Consider the following 14,949-nt stretch of genomic DNA (forward strand, 5'->3'; position numbering starts at 1 on the left):
TTCTTCGATCCTTCGGCCAAACAGTCATAGTAACGCTCAGCTATCGGGAGGCAGGCGCCGACAATACCAATAGTTCGTGAACTATGAGCACCGTTCCGCTAGCGGCAGCGCGGCCACATTGAACGGTCAAGAGCGACCGTTCGCTGTTTTTCATGACCACATCCAAACGAGTTGTCGCCGCCTTTCGCTTTTGACGGTGCAATCCGGTCGCTGACGTCTTCGATCTTCCCGCACAGCACCCGCGCGGTGTTGTGCTGTTGATGCTATGGAAGGAACGCCTCACCTGAATGGGATGCTGACACGCAATTGCAATGTCTCAAGGCCAGGATTGACAGAGGACAGATCGCCGTTTGAGCGGTGATCGTAAGACACTCCAAAGCGCAGACCCTTGTTACTCTGCCACCCGACTTCGACACCCGAGCGGAATTCAATAGCAGTTCCCAGGTCAGGACCGTCGCCTTGCACATGCAGACCCGGCATAAAGTGCAGCTGGGCGTAGCCGCCTGCGCCAGACTGGTTATTCCAGAGTCTGGTCGTGTGGGTCGCGCCAATCCCAACCCAAACATCGTCGCTATCAGTTGCGGAGAGGCCAATCGCAGGCTGAAACGGGCCCAAGACCGATCCGAGATCGTAGCGCAGATACGCTTCGCGTCCGATCGTGTTCTCCTGAAAGATGACATCACCATATGAGAAGGAAATCGCCTCCTGCGCCGTAGATCGGGCCAAACAGCCGGTTTCACAGTGGTTGCGCGTCATATCAGAGAGGCTGATCATAAAGAAAAGTGCTGCTAGCTGTCCGTCCATACCTTTTCCTTTGTTTCAAGCCGCGGGGGCCCAGTGTGGGGCACTGGGAGCAGGGTTCCCCAAGCGGAAATCTTCCATTGGCCCTTATGCAAAAAAAGGCGGGCTCCGACGCCCGCCTCCCTGCAATCCATGTCGTGCACTTGAGAAGCCTTGGGCTTGGCGGTGGCACGGCCGACTATTTCTGATTTGTGACCCGACCCACATATGCTGGTCGCGCCGATCACTAAAACGAGTAGAACACCCCGAGAGTCACGCTGGTTTGCGAGTCGTCAAAGACGATGGGGCTATCGGCTGCATCACCGCTCAGCATGCTGTAATCAATTGCACCGAATACACCGACGGTTTCCGTGAACTGATGCGCGACGCTAAGCGAGAGACCGTAGCTTTCGACGCCGGATCCAGCATCGAACTGAGAAAAGCTTGACGCTGCAGAGTCGGCAGAGGAAACGCCGTACAGTGCGCTGGTGTAGCTGTCATCGCCCCAGCGCAGGTAAGGGGTCACGCTGAGCAAGGTGCGTTCGCCCACAGGTGTGCTGAATTCAAGACCGGCCTCAGCGGTTAACCCTTCGTGCCCGCTGCTACCTAGCGCCTTGGACAATTCAAACTCCAAGTCGGCAAACCCCAAGTCATACTCGATGAAGGCTGTGAACGCCGCGCTGCCATCGACTTCGCTTAGACCTGCAAGACGTGCATCATCATCCACCGAACGACCGGAGAAGTCATATCCCAAGGCAAGGCCAAATCGGAAGCCGTCTGCTCCGTTGGGTTGGTACACATATGCGCCGACACCACGTTCGTTCAAAAAGAATCTGTTGCGCCACTCGATATCTATATCGAGGCCAAAGCCGGTTTCAGTCTCGTCTGAGCCTGAGAATGTGGGACCAGATACAACACCGATTCCAACGGTCCCAGTCCAGTCTTGGGTTTTACCAGCACTTGGCAGAGCTACCGCAATCCCGGAGGACAGGGCCAAAAGCAAGATTTTCATTCGGTCTAGCTTGTTACACTTCATCGTTCGTTCCAATTTCGTTGGGGCGGGAATTGCGCGAAGGACTAAGTGACCAACTGGGGAAGAGACATTCGAAGTTCGTGAATGGTGCAGCGAAGAACGCAAGGCGAGTGAACTGCATCGTGAGCGGTAGTGTTTCGACCGCTGGCGAAAAAGCGATAGTGCCGCTCCCTAGACCCCATCATGTTGCGCACAACGACACGGGTTGAGAGGACAGGTGATGCTGTTACGAATAGAGGCGGCGCTCACGGACGCCGGTAACGAAATTCTTGGTGTAAAGCCACCGTCGTTTCGCGGTCTGCTGAAAGGCGCGTTGATCGCTGTATGTTGGTTCGGATTCATCGTCGCGTGTTTTGAGCCGGAACCCACCGCTTCATTGAGCTTTGGCACATCAATTCTTGTTTGGATCACTTACTTTTCGCTTGGCGCAGTGATCCTGATAGGCAGTACAACCTTGATGACCTTGTTGTCAGTAAAACCGTTCACATCCGTCGTCATAGCCATCGTCGCGTTGCCCATTTTGATCGCGCCGTTTTCGCTAGTTGTCGAATACGTCGCGGACGCAGACAGTGCTGAGGCCTTTCGGGATCATCAGTATTTGCGTCTCTTTGTGAATGAGGTGATGGAAGTCGCTCCTCCATCCATTGCGATTGGAACATTGTTAGCGTGGTTGGCCTATCGTACTGGAGAGCTTGCCAAAGGATACCGGTATCAAGTTCTGGACAAGTTAAGGCCTGAGCCCAAACTGCACGAACTGTTTCCGGAAATTCCTGACCGTCTAGGCTCCGACATTATTAGGGCCGAAGCGCAGGATCACTACGTCTATTTTGTTTGTGCCGACGGCACCGCAACTGTGAAAGTCAAGTTTTCGGACGTGCAAGAGCGGTTGAAACCGATGCGCGGTTTGCAATGCCATCGTTCTCACTGGGTCCGGTTACGTCACGTAAAGAAAATAGTCCGAACCGGCAGTGCATATGTCTGCGAGCTGTCAAATGGAGACGTCGTTCCGATCAGTCGCCGTCGCTACAGCGAACTCAAAAACCAAAAATAGCGTAGGTGGCTTTAGATCAAATTCTGAAGCCGCCGAGTCAGCGTTTGCGCCGGTGGATCAAACAAGACCATTGGCGACGCACCGATCGCCGTTCACGTAGAACCAGCACAATTTCACGAACTTAGTCCAATCATACGTACCTCATCTCCTAATTCAACGGCGTGGTCTTACGCAGGGCACGGCGCCTTCGGTCGATCCGACGCCATAGCCCGCAAAGGCAGCACAAGACGGTTTGAATTACTAAAAACAGGAGACATCGAAGTGGTAAATGGCAATTTCAAAGTGATCGGATACACTAGCCGGTTTGCAGCTTTCTTGGTCGCCAGTGCAATACTGAACGAGACGCCGGGGTTAGGAGAAGCGCGCGAGATTTATCAAGACACGGGCGCAAACCTGACTGCAGACTCGTTAAGGAGTGACGCCGATGCAAACATGCACAGACGCTATGGCCACTTTGACGCGACCATAGCGTGCAAGTCCCGTCAGTGGACACTTGCGTACATAACCAAGGGCAAAACTGGGACCGCCAGCGACATAGCAGCCAAGCAATCAGTATGCAGAAGCATGGTTTTTCCCATCCATACAGAACTGCAGTGGAATTCCAAGCAGGTATCGCCCAATGCGTGTTGGCCCAGACTAGTCAATATGAGCTGCATGGCCACGATTTCCTAACAACACGCCATCGGCGCTGCCGATGCAGCATGGCGGCACCGTTGACAATGCGACCGACGTAAGTGTTCGGCCGACTTATAGCTTTGCCCCTGATCTTTGATCGCAAGGTCTGCGCGCCCAAAGCGTTTGTTTCTACAACTTCAAAGGGACGTCCACCTTAGGTGCCAGGTCCACGCCGTTGAGCCGCCGTCGAAGATTCGGCCAGCAGCAGCCTTGGTATGTGGTGAGCGTGAGTGCTCAGAATGCGAAACACTGGATTCAAACTTGATGCTTCACCGGCGATTGTCGCCACACTATACGTAATCGGTGGCGTGCAATTGACTTTCGCCATCCTACCGGACATCGACATCTGGTTTTCGGGACTGTTTCTGGATACCAACCAGGAGTTTTGGCTGAATAACCTCAGCCCGGTCCAATCAGCTCGTGAGGCGATCAAAACGCTGATGTACCTCGTTTTTACGGCCGGCTTGACCTGCTTGGCCGTGACGCTGTTAGCCCGCCACGGCCCACTGAGACGTCTGCGTTTGACGTCGGAAATCATTGTTCTGGGATATCTGTTGGGACCCGGATTGTTGGCAAATGTCGTTCTGAAAGGGCTGTGGGGGCGCGCACGCCCAGCATACATCACTGAATTCGGAGGCATCGCCAATTTCACGCCCCCATTCCAGATTACAGATCAATGCTTAACCAATTGCTCTTTCGTTTCTGGTGAAGGTTCAGGGGCGACGGCCATGTTCCTTTCAGTTGTCTTGCTGACCGGTGTCGTTTCTAAGCGCCAATGGGCGCTTTGGTCCTGGCAAGGAGGTGTTATTGTTGTTTGTGGTTCGATCTCGCTGACCGGAATTTTTTGCGGATCGCGATGGGTCGCCATTTTCTCTCCGACACCCTCTTTGCCGTTCTGTTTGTGACGTTGGTTTTCTTTTGTGTTCTGTCTTTGCCACGCTACCGTCGCATCCTCCGCTTGTTTTCACGAAATCTGACGTTTCGCAGAAGGCTTCGGCTTACTCCGCACGGCCACTCTTCAATTTGCTCACGATTTGGCTCTAACCGACGATTTAAATAAGGCTAGTGGTGCGGCAGGGCTTTGTTACACAGATCAAGTGATGAACTCACTTTGTTGATCCAGCTTGATAGCTGCGAAGCATCAGCAGCTGCGCGACTATCGAGTACAAAACTGTCGAGGATAAGTGAACCGCGACTCTTGTTGGCGTAGTGGTCGTGTGCTCGTCGCTTTTGAACAGCAGACGTCTGCTTCCTTGTTGTAAGCATAATTCTTGTGTTTGCAGCGAAGGTCAGCTTCCCGCCGTTCCCGCAGAAAGGTGGCTGTTTGACCGACGTTCTGCAGTCCTGACAACAGCAACTATGCTGTGTTAGAAAACCTCGGACCAAAGTCACAATTGTCTGAGGTTCCCGCCGTCCACGCCAGCGACGCGCTACACACCCGGTCCTTCAAGCTTTAGCCAGTACCGAGTGTATCGGCGTTCGCCAGTACGCGTGAAGGCATCAATTTCGACGAGTTCCTGAAGATCCCTGGTTGCCGTTGCACGTGATGTCCCGGAGATGGAAATGTAATTCTCGGCACTCAGGCCACCTTTGAACCCGTTCGGACCCTCCCGGAACATTCGCTCGATCACCTTGGCTTGCCTTTCATTCAACGCGTCGCGATGCCGGTCGTAGAAATGCGCCTTGGCAATGAAGAAACTCACGCGGTCCAGGGTGACCCGCTGCGCTTCCAGAACGGCCTCAGCAAACCATTCCAGCCAAGGCGTGACATCCAGCGTCTTCTGGTGCCGCTCAAGCTGGTCGTAGTAGTCTTTCCGCTTTCGCTCGATGGTGAAGGCGAGCGCGGTCAGGCTCGGCTGCCCAATGTTCTGAGCCAGGGACTTTTCGGCCAGGGCCCGACCCAGGCGACCATTCCCGTCCTCAAACGGGTGGATGCTTTCGAAGTAAAGATGACTGAGACCGGCGCGCGTCAACGCAGGCAGAGGCTCTTCGGCACCCGGCCCAGTCCAATTGAACCAGTCGACGTACCGGTCCATCTCAGCCGGAACCTGCGCAGATGGCGGTGCCTCAAAATGCACAACTGGACGATCAACACGACCAGAGACGATCTGCATGGCATCTGCGTGCTGCCGATAGGACCCGATGGCTTCCAACCGTTTGTCAAAGGACAAAAGCATCTCGTGCCACCGAAACAGGGTTTCGTGCGTGAGGGGCTCAGCATAGGTCGAGTATACGTCAACCATCATCTCAGCCACACCTTGCTCTCGGGGTTTGTTCGGATAGTTGTCCGGTTCCAATCCGAGGTGTTGGCGAAGCGAGGATTGCACACTGAGCCGGTCCAGCATCTCGCCTTCAATGGCGCTGGTTTTCATGGCCTCATCGCTCAGCAGGTCGATGCGGAGTTGATCACGCTCTGCCGAATTGACATGCTGAACAGCACCCAAGACTTCGCCTGACGAGAGCAGAAACCGCTGCTCGAGTGGCGCAAGCTCTGCTTCGTCATACCGGAATTCTGGCCAACCAGATATCTGCCAATTCCATGCCATGAGTTATAGAACTCCTTTCTATAACTCACAGATAGACCATTTTTGAGTTATAGAAGTCAATTCCATGCCTCATAGCGCACGACGCCGTGTGGCCCTGACACCGGAGGACCTCAGTTCCAAAAAAGTCGCCGACTGATTGAAAGTCAGAGCCCGACCGATTGAAAGCGGGCGACGTTACGTGTCCGAAGTTTACCGCATACTTCGAACGTCAAGTGTCTGACAGTCCCAGCTCCGGCAAGTCCCGCAAGCTCTGCAAATCGAAGGTTGCCAGAAAAGTCTCCGTCGTCACGAAAGTATGCGGTGCCCCAGGCCGCGGCGAGCGTGGCCCACTGGCGATGAGGTCCTTGAAGCGAAGTCGGGCCAAAAGATCGCGGCTTACCTCTTTCCCGAACATGTCCTTGAGACCCGCCCGGTCAATCGGCTGGTGATATGCGATAGCACAGAGCACGCCCATCTCCATTTCGGTGAAGCTCAGCGACTGGTCGCCAAGATCTGCAGCGGCCTTGATGGCATCGGCGAACTGGGTTCTCGTTCGAAACATCCAGCCGCCAGCCACTTGGGCAAGCTCGTATGGGCGGCTGGCCACTTCCGCCTGGATGTCGTCGATCAGCGTCTCGACCGAGGCCCCCTGTCCCACCACGCGAGCCAGGTCTTCGCGGCTGACTGGTGACGCACTGGCAAAGAGCACCGCCTCGATCCGGCCCATCCATTCGCGCCAGCGCAGCTCCTGCGGCAGATCTTCCAGCTCCCGGTCAAAGACGGCCCTGCCTTCGTCCGCGGGTTTCCGTTTCCTTGTCGCGACCGTCATGGCGCGACCCCATAGAGCCGGAATGTTGGTCGCCCCGTCAGTTCCCGCGCCACGCCCAGCTCGACTAGCCGATCACAGAACCGCCGCGCTGCCCGATCGGTCATCAGGAAACTCGTACCTTGGATCATTGGGGACAGCATTGTTGAGGGCGCCACGGCATCCTCAGACAGGAATAGTGCGACGGCCGCGTCCGATCCCTTGGCACGCAATTTTGGGGCCACCGTTCGCAGCGCCGCGCCACGCTGTGCCAAATTCCGTGCCAGTCGGATGGTCTCTTCAATAGACTGCAAGCGGAGTTGTTGAACCGGCAATTCAACCCCCTGCCCGTCGCCGAGTAAATCGCGCAGCATTGCTTTGGTCAGATACTGAGTCGAGATGGGTAAGACAGACGGCCAATTCAGGAAACGTGCCAGCACGACATCTGACATCAGGCACGCCACCCGCTCGGCCCGGTCATCCGCCCGCAAAACGGAGCGCATCACCGCAACACATCCGGCCAGTGGCCCGTGGGTTTGGCTGTGGATTGCCGCGGATTGCAGCCAACCGTCGATTTCCGTTTCAAACTCTGGCCCAACGAGCCGTTTGAGCGCCGCTTGCCAATCGCGTCCGGTCAGTTTCAACCGAGCGGCCTCGCGCCAGAAAGCCAGGAGATCGCCATCGGGACCCCGAGCCTCGCCCGGGGGCGTCAGGTGATAGGCGTCGCGGATATCCGCCTCTCGCGCCAACCGTCCTTCCAGTTTCGAGGTCGCGGTTGCCGCACACAGCGCCAGTTTATTGGCCAGGAGTTTCATCGGCACACCGTGCCGCGGATCGGAGGCCAGCTGATCCAGCACCGTCAGCACCGCGCCCGACCGAAAAGCCACAGTTTCAGGGGTTTCGACACGCCCGGTGGTGACCCACGCCAGTAGCTTCGGTAGGTTTTTGAGGTCGTCGGAGATAGCTGTGGGTTGGTAAGTCATACCACAACACTATCCTGTCGCGGCGCTTTCGTCCACAATATGATGTACAAACCGCCCTACCTTGCGCCTCTTCGATATGTCCAATAAGTTTGCCTTATCGGACATAGAAAGATATGCTGCAGCACAGTCTCAAAAATAGTGGATTTGCGGGGGAACAGTGACCACAGAGGACGAGAAATCGACTTCATCACACTCTGATACGTCTCATGATGCTCAGGTCGACGAGAGAGATCAAATGAAAAACGATAGCATTGCCCCGCCCTCCCATGTCGCCGGATCCGGCACGCTCGACCGCCTTGTCGACACCGCACGCGACTACGCCAAGGCCGCGACGGCCGAGAACACCAATAAGGCCTATGCCGCCGATTGGAAGCACTTCACCCGCTGGTGCAGGCTGAAAGGCACCGATCCCCTGCCCCCCTCTCCGGAAATGATTGGGCTCTATTTGACCGACCTGGCCGCACCGACAAATGGGGCGCCTGCCCTTTCCGTCAGCACCATTGAGCGGCGCCTCTCGGGCCTTGCCTGGACCTATGCGCAACGCGGGTTCGCGCTTGATCGCAAGAACCGCCACATCGCGACCGTGCTGGCCGGGATCAAGCGCAAGCACAGACGCCCTCCGGTGCAGAAAGAGGCAATCCTGCCCGACGACATCTTGGCCATGGTTGCCACACTAACCTTCGATCTGCGCGGACTCAGGGATCGCGCGATCCTGCTCCTGGGATATGCCGGAGGGCTCAGGCGCTCCGAGATTGTTAGTCTCGATTTTGGCAAAGACGACACGCCAGACTCCGGCGGTTGGATCGAGATCCTTGAAGAAGGCGCGGTGCTGACTCTGAACGCCAAGACCGGCTGGCGCGAAGTCGAAATCGGCCGCGGCTCATCCGAACAGACCTGCCCCGTGCATGCGCTTGAGCAGTGGCTGCACTTCGCAAAGATCGGCCTTGGGCCGGTCTTCGTGCGCACCTCGCGCGATGGCAAAAATGCTCTGGAGTCCCGGCTCAGCGACAAGCATGTCGCCCGTCTCATCAAAACCACCGTGCTGAAAAGCGGCATCCGCGCGGACCTGCCTGAGAAAGACCGCCTCGCCCTGTTCTCAGGCCACAGCCTGCGCGCCGGTCTCGCCAGCTCTGCCGAGGTCGACGAGCGCTACGTTCAAAAGCAACTCGGGCACGCGTCGGCCGAGATGACACGACGGTATCAACGTCGCCGTGACAGGTTCCGGTGAACCTGACCAAGGCCGCAGGCCTGTAGCCTCGACAATCCGACAGATAGGCATCACGCCGCCTGCCCGCTCAACCGGCCATAGAAACTGCGCTCGAGATGCAGCTCCCCTGCCCCGGCCTTCTCGACCATGCCACGCAGGTAGCCGCCCGGAGATGCCACTTCGCCAGCCGCGTGCTTGTCAAACACCAGAACAAGCGCCGCTGTCGCGATTTGCGGCCCAAGCCGGTCCTGAGCGAGGTTCCAGGCGTGCTCGGAAATGCCGATCATCGGCCTGAGTTGGCCTGCAATCCGGTGCAGATCGCCCCAATCCTTCAAAAACCCACCCATATTGCGCGCCCAAGACGCGAATTCAGGACAAGCCTGCATCACGGTGGGCAGATCAAGCGCAGCACCGCGCTTTTTGCGCGTTTCTGCAACCCAATCTTCCAACTCCCTATCAACCTGCTCTTCCAGTGGCGCATTTGGCACCACACCCACCGCGTTCTCTTTTTCAGAGGACTTACACGTTACAGGATTAAGTTGGTTTGTAATTAGTATATGAGGGTCGGAAATGGCCTCCCTGGGGTTCATTTCTTGAGTCTGTTCAGAAACTTGCTCGCAAGTTTTAGCGGTGTTTTCCACAACGTCTTCTGTCCGAGTTGCGTTGAGGTAAGCCGCCTCGACACGCTCCTGAAGGTCCCTGAACCAGGCCAGGAGCCGTTCGAGCGTCTCAGAGGCCACATTGCGCCGTGGCAGGCGGTCCAGAAGCTCTTCGAAGAGGCTGGTGAACTGCGCCCACGGGCCTCTCAGCGCGCCGCTGACGGCCGCCTCGATCCGAGCACGGATCATGCGCCGTGCAACCGTGACTTGGCGTTTCAGGCGCTGGCAGAGCTCACGCTCGGCCTGCAATTCGGCCTGCAGACGCTCAAACTCTTCGACCCGGGCCGAAAGCGGTGACAGATCGAAGCCATAGGCCTCGATGATCACGCCATCCGCGTCCCTGCGGCCCCAGCGTTTGCCATTGGGGCTGTCCTTAAAGGAAATCACACCGATCTCGGCCAGTCGCCGTGCGTGGCGCTTGTGCGCCGAGAGCGAGAAGCCTGTTTGCTCCATCAGATAGGCATTGGACGCCCAAACGATCGGGCGACGCCCCTCCTCCCAGTCCTGGGCCTGTGTAAAGGCACCCAGCGTATCGAGGAGCAACATGTCACCGGCCTTGAGGCCGATATGAGCGCCGACGCGCTTGAGCGCGACGAATGCGCGCGTTTTGGGTACTCCTACCCGTTCACCGGCTTGTGCATGCTGCTCAGCCACGGCGAGTCCGACCGTTGCTTTACGCCATCCCGAAGGTTGGTTGATGTTAGACATACCTTCACCGTTCTGAGGCATGCCTGTCCCAGTCACTCCAAGCGGAGCATCATTCAATTTTGCCATTTTATGTCAGCGGCAAAGAAATCCCGTTCGCTCAGAAGCGTTTTCTCTTGTATGGTGATTCGTTGGCTGCTAGATTCTAGGTGTCTAATCTAAGAATTGCGCTCTGCGCAGCAGCCCTCGAAGCTCCGGTTTCGGGGGTTTTCTTTGTTTGCCGTTCCTCCTTTCTGCTCGTCCTCAGTTGTCATCCACTGAATTTACATCTGTAAATTCAGCATAGGATTGCTTGATTATTTCCGCGAGATTACTCTCAAGCCAGGTTGCAAAATCAGCGTTTGTGCCAGACTTCCTCACCGAAAGTGACAGCGTTGCGCGACCAGCTTTTATCGTCACTCCCTCTACGGGCGTGATCTCAAGAGTTTCGCGCGAGTTCTTCGCGCCGCGCTTAGTCGCTTCCTTAATGAGCAATTCAAGGCGCTCGTCTGAATTCGATGTTGCCCTGATCTTAGCCAGGATATCGAGAGCCGTACGTTCAGTGAGCTTCTTAGAGAGAAAGAGTTCGGCCAACTCCGTCCACCTCGGGCGGCCGGACTTTGGTGCCGCGCCAATGAGGTCACCGATCTTGACTGGGACATTCTGCGTCACCTTCGTAAGGTGTGACTGACCTGACGCCGACAGATTTAGAACCTGCCGAACAGTTGCTCCATCGTGGCCAGCGGTTTGGATGGCCTCGGCGAACCTTGCCTTCTCGTAAAAAGACAGGTTGCGGCGTGCTGCATTTTCCAATCCTTTCGCCAGCAAGGCCGTCGCATCATCAATGTCCTGGACGTTTGCACGTACCTTTATGCCGAGTTCGCGGCAGGCCTGTAGGCGGCGCCTCCCGTAGATTGCTTCAAAGCGCCCTGCAGCGACTTTTGACCGCCGAACGAGTATAGGCACCTGCTGGCCGCCTTCGCGGATGCTGCTCTTTAGTCGTTCGAAGCTCTCGTCGTCGTTTTCGACGTTTACAGCTGTAAACTCTTCAAGCCGGTCTACTGGCCCCCAATCGTCGATCAGATTGGGATCAATCTCTCGGATAGATGCCAGGGAACCTTGAAGGGCGCCCAAAGCCGGAGCGCTGGTTTTTGGCGGCTTCTCTGGCTGTGATCCGCCGGAACGAGCGATTGTGTTGGCAATTCCCGACATATCGCGAAGAGATTTCCTAGCCATTACTTACGCCCCCAAGATTGTTGGATCATCGTTTCCACTTCGAGCCCGACCGCATCCATCGAGCCCTTGGCCCGATCATACGTGGCGCGTGTCATCTCCGAACGTACCACTTCATAAATCGACTGCTTGAGCATGGTGGCGTCACTGATTGCTGTGCTCTTCAAAGCAGTTGCCGACATGATCCGGTCTTGAAACAGAGCCCGCATGAAAGAGGTCAGCTGCTGCGAAGGAACGTCCGTTGGTTCGTCTCGGGTGATGAGGAACTTAAAGAAATCATACTGCAGAGTTGCGCCAGCATCTTCGATCACGCCCATATAAGCTCCAGCAAGTTCGAGAAACTGAGCCGTTGAAGAGACGTCCAACATCGATGGAGTTAGAGGAACGATCAAGGAGCTGGCGGCAGCCATTCCTGCAATGGTCAAAAAACCGAGTTGTGGCGGACTATCCATCAGAACAATATCAAAATCATCCTCGACGTGTGCCAAGGCATTCCGGATGCGGGTAAAGAATGGTTGCTCCGGGTTCGAATGAACGGCCGACTCTGTCTCAAATTCCGACAACATCAAGCGAGAAGGCGCAATTGAGAGCCCCGGAAAGTATGTCGGAACTACAACTTCTGCCATGCTGACCGGATCGTCGTAGCGTATCGCATCATAAACAGTCAGTCCATCAAACTCGATTTCGGGGCTAATCCCACACATTGATGTGAGCGACCCCTGTGGATCCAGGTCTAAGGCCAAGACTCGATACCCCCGAAGAGCAAAGTAGTGAGCGAGGTGGACGCTCGTTGTGCTCTTACTTGAACCGCCTTTAAAATTCATCAGCTGCCAAATCTGCAACTTTTCCTCGCCGGAGCGGCGAGGCAAATAACGTCCCTTCTTCCGAGAGGTTTTTTCTAGGATTTCGCGGGCGTCCCAGATTTCTTGGGCTGTGTAGTAGCGTCTGCCACCCCGGATATCTTTAGGCTCCGGAAGTGTTCCCTCAGAGTGGACCTTTCGCATGAACTGCCCGGACACACCCAAGAGTTCAGCAGTTTCTGGGGCCGAAAAAGAACGTAGCGTTTTTGAATTGTCTGGGGCAAAAGCAGAGAGCAGATGCTCTCTGATGGCAGCGTTGAGCCGTTCGGATATCTCGGTCGCAAGTGCCGATGGGCGCTCATTTGCCAATGGTGTCACAGGAATCATCTGGTTGCCTCAATTTCCAAAATGTGGCCTTTTTCACGCCACTTGGGGATAAAAGCAGCGATTCACCCGGCTAAGTCAAGATTTTTCCTCTATTTAGTGTCTAAACACGCGGCGAGGGACTATATCCACGAACGCAATCTAGGCCGAGTTTACAGCTGTAAACGTGGTGATAACGAGCATTCGTACCTTATCCTATGCTCCCTTCCTAGAGATAAGCATCGAGATGCAGCCGCCAAACGTGGTGAAAACGATCTCTACACCCTCTGTCATCGACCTAGTCGTACATTGGTTCCAGCTCGACGTGGAGCAGCCAGGTGGCTGACTAAACATGAGCCACACCGGACACGAAGCGCCGCGGGGCAGGGGAGGGAGTCGACGACAATTGACTAGGAAATGACGACTGCTGCGACATGCAACTAATGTGACCTAGCCACATCGGAAGACACACCGAGAACGAAGGCCACCGTCCACGAGCGACTGCCATTCATTCGGCCAACTTGCCGAGTAGCGGAAGCCCAATCATGGGCTGAGGCTAGTACAGCATAGACAAGCACCTACGGGGAGAACCTGCGCTGCGCTAAAGTCTTCTCAACAACCCAGCTCCGTGTTCGCGAGACATTGCCCGAATGCCGTCGGCTACAAGGACGTCATGCCCGCCAGCGTAGATCAGTAGCTTGCGGTACGCCTTGATATCTTCCGCACCCATATGGAAGTCGCGCGTGACCTTTTGTGTCGTCGGGCGTTTGATTTCGATGGTCCAGATGTCGCCATCCGGCGGGCGAAGGACCAAATCAAGTTGGGCCCGGCAGAGGAACGATAGAAGAATTGTTCTGGAACAGAAGGCACTGCAGCAAGATGAACTTCGATGCAGAAGCCCTCCCAATTGCCGCCAACGACCGGGTGCCCAAGGACGCCCTCCGCAGTTCCAATATTCAATCGGGCGTGCACGATCCCGCTGTCCCGGACATAGACCTTTGGCAATTTCACAAGAAGCTTCCCGACATTTTCATGCCAAGGCTTTAGTTACCGCACTAGCATAAGGTCGACGAGCAGGCTCTGCGCCGAAATTCACCCAAACAAGCCCAGCCTTTCCGCTCGTTCAAGCAACATTTTGACGGAGGACGGCTGCCAGCTTGTACGTCCCCGAGGGGTGCGCTCACGCATCGACTCAAGCCGGTCACAGATCGCCTGAAGCGTGATATCGGGGTTCGCGCCCTTTATGCCAGCGACGATCGCGGGCAGGCGGTCGTCAGTTACGCGGCGTCCGGCGCGGGCCAGCACCTCGGCGGGCAAAAACCCGTCGCGCACGTAGGCTTTCACAGCGCGTAGCAGGCGGCTCTGAGTCCAGTGACGGTCGTGGGGCAGGGGGCCGTTGATGATCCGCAGCACGTCTTCCCAGGCCATATCGGGTCGCAAGCGGCGCACATGGGGCACCCACTCCTGCGCGGAGTCATTCAGGCGCTCCATGTAGCCGTCCTGCCGGGCCAGTCGCACTTTGCGCACCGCGGCGGGGTCGCGGGCGCGCAAGCCCGGATTGCCGCCCACGCGTCCTTTAGTCCTTGCGCTAGCCAAACCGGCCTTCGTCCGCTCGCGGATCAGGGCGCGCTCGAACTCGGCCGCAGCGCCCAGAACTTGCAGCGTGAACTTGCCCTGCGGTGAGGACGTGTCGATAGGGTCCTGCAGGGACCTGAAGAACGCGCCCTTGGTCTCCAGCCGCTCGATCACCTCCAGCAGATGCGACAGCGACCGCGCCAGTCGGTCGATCCGAACGACAACCAGCGTGTCGCCCTTGTCGATCCGTTCCAGCACCCTTGCCAGCACCGGGCGGGCGCGATTGCCGCCAGAGGCCTGTTCTTCATGGATCTTGGCACAGCCTGCAGATTTAAGGGCCTGCGACTGGGGCAGGGGGGTCTGATCCTCCGCGGAAACTCGCGCGTAGCCTATCAAGGGCATGAAATCGGGCCGTTTGCAATTTAAGGTATCGCTAATAAACGACCGTTTGGAGGAAGCAGTTAGGCAAGAAGCATCATCCTGAACAAGACGGACTCTATGGTTTCGCGACATAGGTTGCGAGTAGGGCAGGGGTCAGTCACAGACAGCAGCAGGACCGGTGGAAAGCTAAAGAGC

12 protein-coding genes and 1 pseudogene are annotated in these 14,949 nt (G+C 56.4%); 3 read left to right on the forward strand and 10 right to left on the reverse strand.

Annotated elements, in window-relative coordinates; genetic code table 11:
* Positions 1-279 precede the first annotated feature (279 nt).
* Positions 280-804: an acyloxyacyl hydrolase gene (locus ACMHLQ_RS01695; RefSeq protein ID WP_415400802.1), complete on the reverse strand. Its 525-nt coding sequence runs from the start codon at positions 802-804 to the stop codon at positions 280-282.
* A gap of 223 nt (positions 805-1,027) precedes the next feature.
* On the reverse strand, positions 1,028-1,792 hold the full coding sequence (locus ACMHLQ_RS01700; RefSeq protein ID WP_415400803.1) for a MipA/OmpV family protein: 765 nt from the start codon (positions 1,790-1,792) through the stop codon (positions 1,028-1,030).
* Positions 1,793-2,033: 241 nt separating this feature from the next.
* Here ACMHLQ_RS01700 and ACMHLQ_RS01705 point away from each other — a divergent pair, with 241 nt between their 5' ends.
* Entirely contained in the window at positions 2,034-2,864 is an 831-nt protein-coding gene (locus ACMHLQ_RS01705) for a LytTR family DNA-binding domain-containing protein (RefSeq protein WP_415400804.1), read from the forward strand.
* A gap of 914 nt (positions 2,865-3,778) precedes the next feature.
* On the forward strand, positions 3,779-4,444 hold the full coding sequence (locus ACMHLQ_RS01710) for a phosphatase PAP2 family protein (protein ID WP_415400806.1): 666 nt from the start codon (positions 3,779-3,781) through the stop codon (positions 4,442-4,444).
* A gap of 525 nt (positions 4,445-4,969) precedes the next feature.
* On the opposite strand, the gene ACMHLQ_RS01715 is transcribed toward ACMHLQ_RS01710, so the two are convergent.
* From ACMHLQ_RS01715 to ACMHLQ_RS01725, 3 genes are all read right to left on the reverse strand, one after another.
* Positions 4,970-6,085 (reverse strand): Fic family protein, encoded by a 1,116-nt coding sequence (locus tag ACMHLQ_RS01715; protein ID WP_415400807.1) that lies wholly within the window; start codon positions 6,083-6,085, stop codon positions 4,970-4,972.
* Positions 6,086-6,293: 208 nt separating this feature from the next.
* Positions 6,294-6,893, reverse strand: a complete 600-nt coding sequence (gene scpB, locus ACMHLQ_RS01720; protein ID WP_415400808.1) for an SMC-Scp complex subunit ScpB — start codon at positions 6,891-6,893, stop codon at positions 6,294-6,296.
* Positions 6,890-7,852: a DUF1403 family protein gene (locus ACMHLQ_RS01725; protein ID WP_415400809.1), complete on the reverse strand. Its 963-nt coding sequence runs from the start codon at positions 7,850-7,852 to the stop codon at positions 6,890-6,892. Before ACMHLQ_RS01725 ends, scpB begins: the two co-directional genes overlap by 4 nt.
* A 157-nt stretch (positions 7,853-8,009) precedes the next feature.
* Here ACMHLQ_RS01725 and ACMHLQ_RS01730 point away from each other — a divergent pair.
* Positions 8,010-9,106: pseudogene (locus tag ACMHLQ_RS01730) on the forward strand (tyrosine-type recombinase/integrase).
* 24 nt (positions 9,107-9,130) lie between these two features.
* Here ACMHLQ_RS01730 and repC read toward each other — a convergent pair.
* The 5 genes from repC to ACMHLQ_RS01755 form a co-directional block, all read right to left on the reverse strand.
* Positions 9,131-10,426, reverse strand: a complete 1,296-nt coding sequence (repC, locus tag ACMHLQ_RS01735) for a plasmid replication protein RepC (protein WP_415400810.1) — start codon at positions 10,424-10,426, stop codon at positions 9,131-9,133.
* A gap of 240 nt (positions 10,427-10,666) precedes the next feature.
* Positions 10,667-11,638: a plasmid partitioning protein RepB gene (repB, locus tag ACMHLQ_RS01740; RefSeq protein ID WP_415400811.1), complete on the reverse strand. Its 972-nt coding sequence runs from the start codon at positions 11,636-11,638 to the stop codon at positions 10,667-10,669.
* Positions 11,638-12,822, reverse strand: a complete 1,185-nt coding sequence (gene repA / locus ACMHLQ_RS01745; RefSeq protein WP_415400812.1) for a plasmid partitioning protein RepA — start codon at positions 12,820-12,822, stop codon at positions 11,638-11,640. The genes repB and repA overlap by 1 nt, the downstream gene beginning before the upstream one ends.
* 666 nt (positions 12,823-13,488) lie before the next feature.
* Positions 13,489-13,809 carry a DUF4143 domain-containing protein gene (locus ACMHLQ_RS01750; protein WP_415400813.1) on the reverse strand — a complete coding sequence of 107 codons (321 nt, stop codon included), beginning with the start codon at positions 13,807-13,809 and terminating at the stop codon, positions 13,489-13,491.
* A gap of 81 nt (positions 13,810-13,890) precedes the next feature.
* A complete protein-coding gene (locus ACMHLQ_RS01755) occupies positions 13,891-14,775 on the reverse strand; it encodes a recombinase family protein (protein WP_415400815.1) in 885 nt (294 codons plus the stop codon).
* Positions 14,776-14,949 lie beyond the last annotated feature (174 nt).

This window comes from Tateyamaria algicola (assembly GCF_047715485.1).
GTDB lineage: Bacteria > Pseudomonadota > Alphaproteobacteria > Rhodobacterales > Rhodobacteraceae > Tateyamaria.

Bases quoted from the DNA above. Each gene is read 5' to 3' on its own strand.
- ACMHLQ_RS01695 (WP_415400802.1), bottom strand. From the start codon at position 804: ATGGACGGACAGCTAGCAGCACTTTTCTTTATGATCAGCCTCTCTGAT.
- ACMHLQ_RS01700 (WP_415400803.1), bottom strand. From the start codon at position 1,792: ATGAAAATCTTGCTTTTGGCCCTGTCCTCCGGGATTGCGGTAGCTCTG.
- ACMHLQ_RS01705 (WP_415400804.1), top strand. From the start codon at position 2,034: ATGCTGTTACGAATAGAGGCGGCGCTCACGGACGCCGGTAACGAAATT.
- ACMHLQ_RS01710 (WP_415400806.1), top strand. From the start codon at position 3,779: ATGCGAAACACTGGATTCAAACTTGATGCTTCACCGGCGATTGTCGCC.
- ACMHLQ_RS01715 (WP_415400807.1), bottom strand. From the start codon at position 6,085: ATGGCATGGAATTGGCAGATATCTGGTTGGCCAGAATTCCGGTATGAC.
- scpB (WP_415400808.1), bottom strand. From the start codon at position 6,893: ATGACGGTCGCGACAAGGAAACGGAAACCCGCGGACGAAGGCAGGGCC.
- ACMHLQ_RS01725 (WP_415400809.1), bottom strand. From the start codon at position 7,852: ATGACTTACCAACCCACAGCTATCTCCGACGACCTCAAAAACCTACCG.
- repC (WP_415400810.1), bottom strand. From the start codon at position 10,426: ATGTCTAACATCAACCAACCTTCGGGATGGCGTAAAGCAACGGTCGGA.
- repB (WP_415400811.1), bottom strand. From the start codon at position 11,638: ATGGCTAGGAAATCTCTTCGCGATATGTCGGGAATTGCCAACACAATC.
- repA (WP_415400812.1), bottom strand. From the start codon at position 12,822: ATGATTCCTGTGACACCATTGGCAAATGAGCGCCCATCGGCACTTGCG.
- ACMHLQ_RS01755 (WP_415400815.1), bottom strand. From the start codon at position 14,775: ATGCCCTTGATAGGCTACGCGCGAGTTTCCGCGGAGGATCAGACCCCC.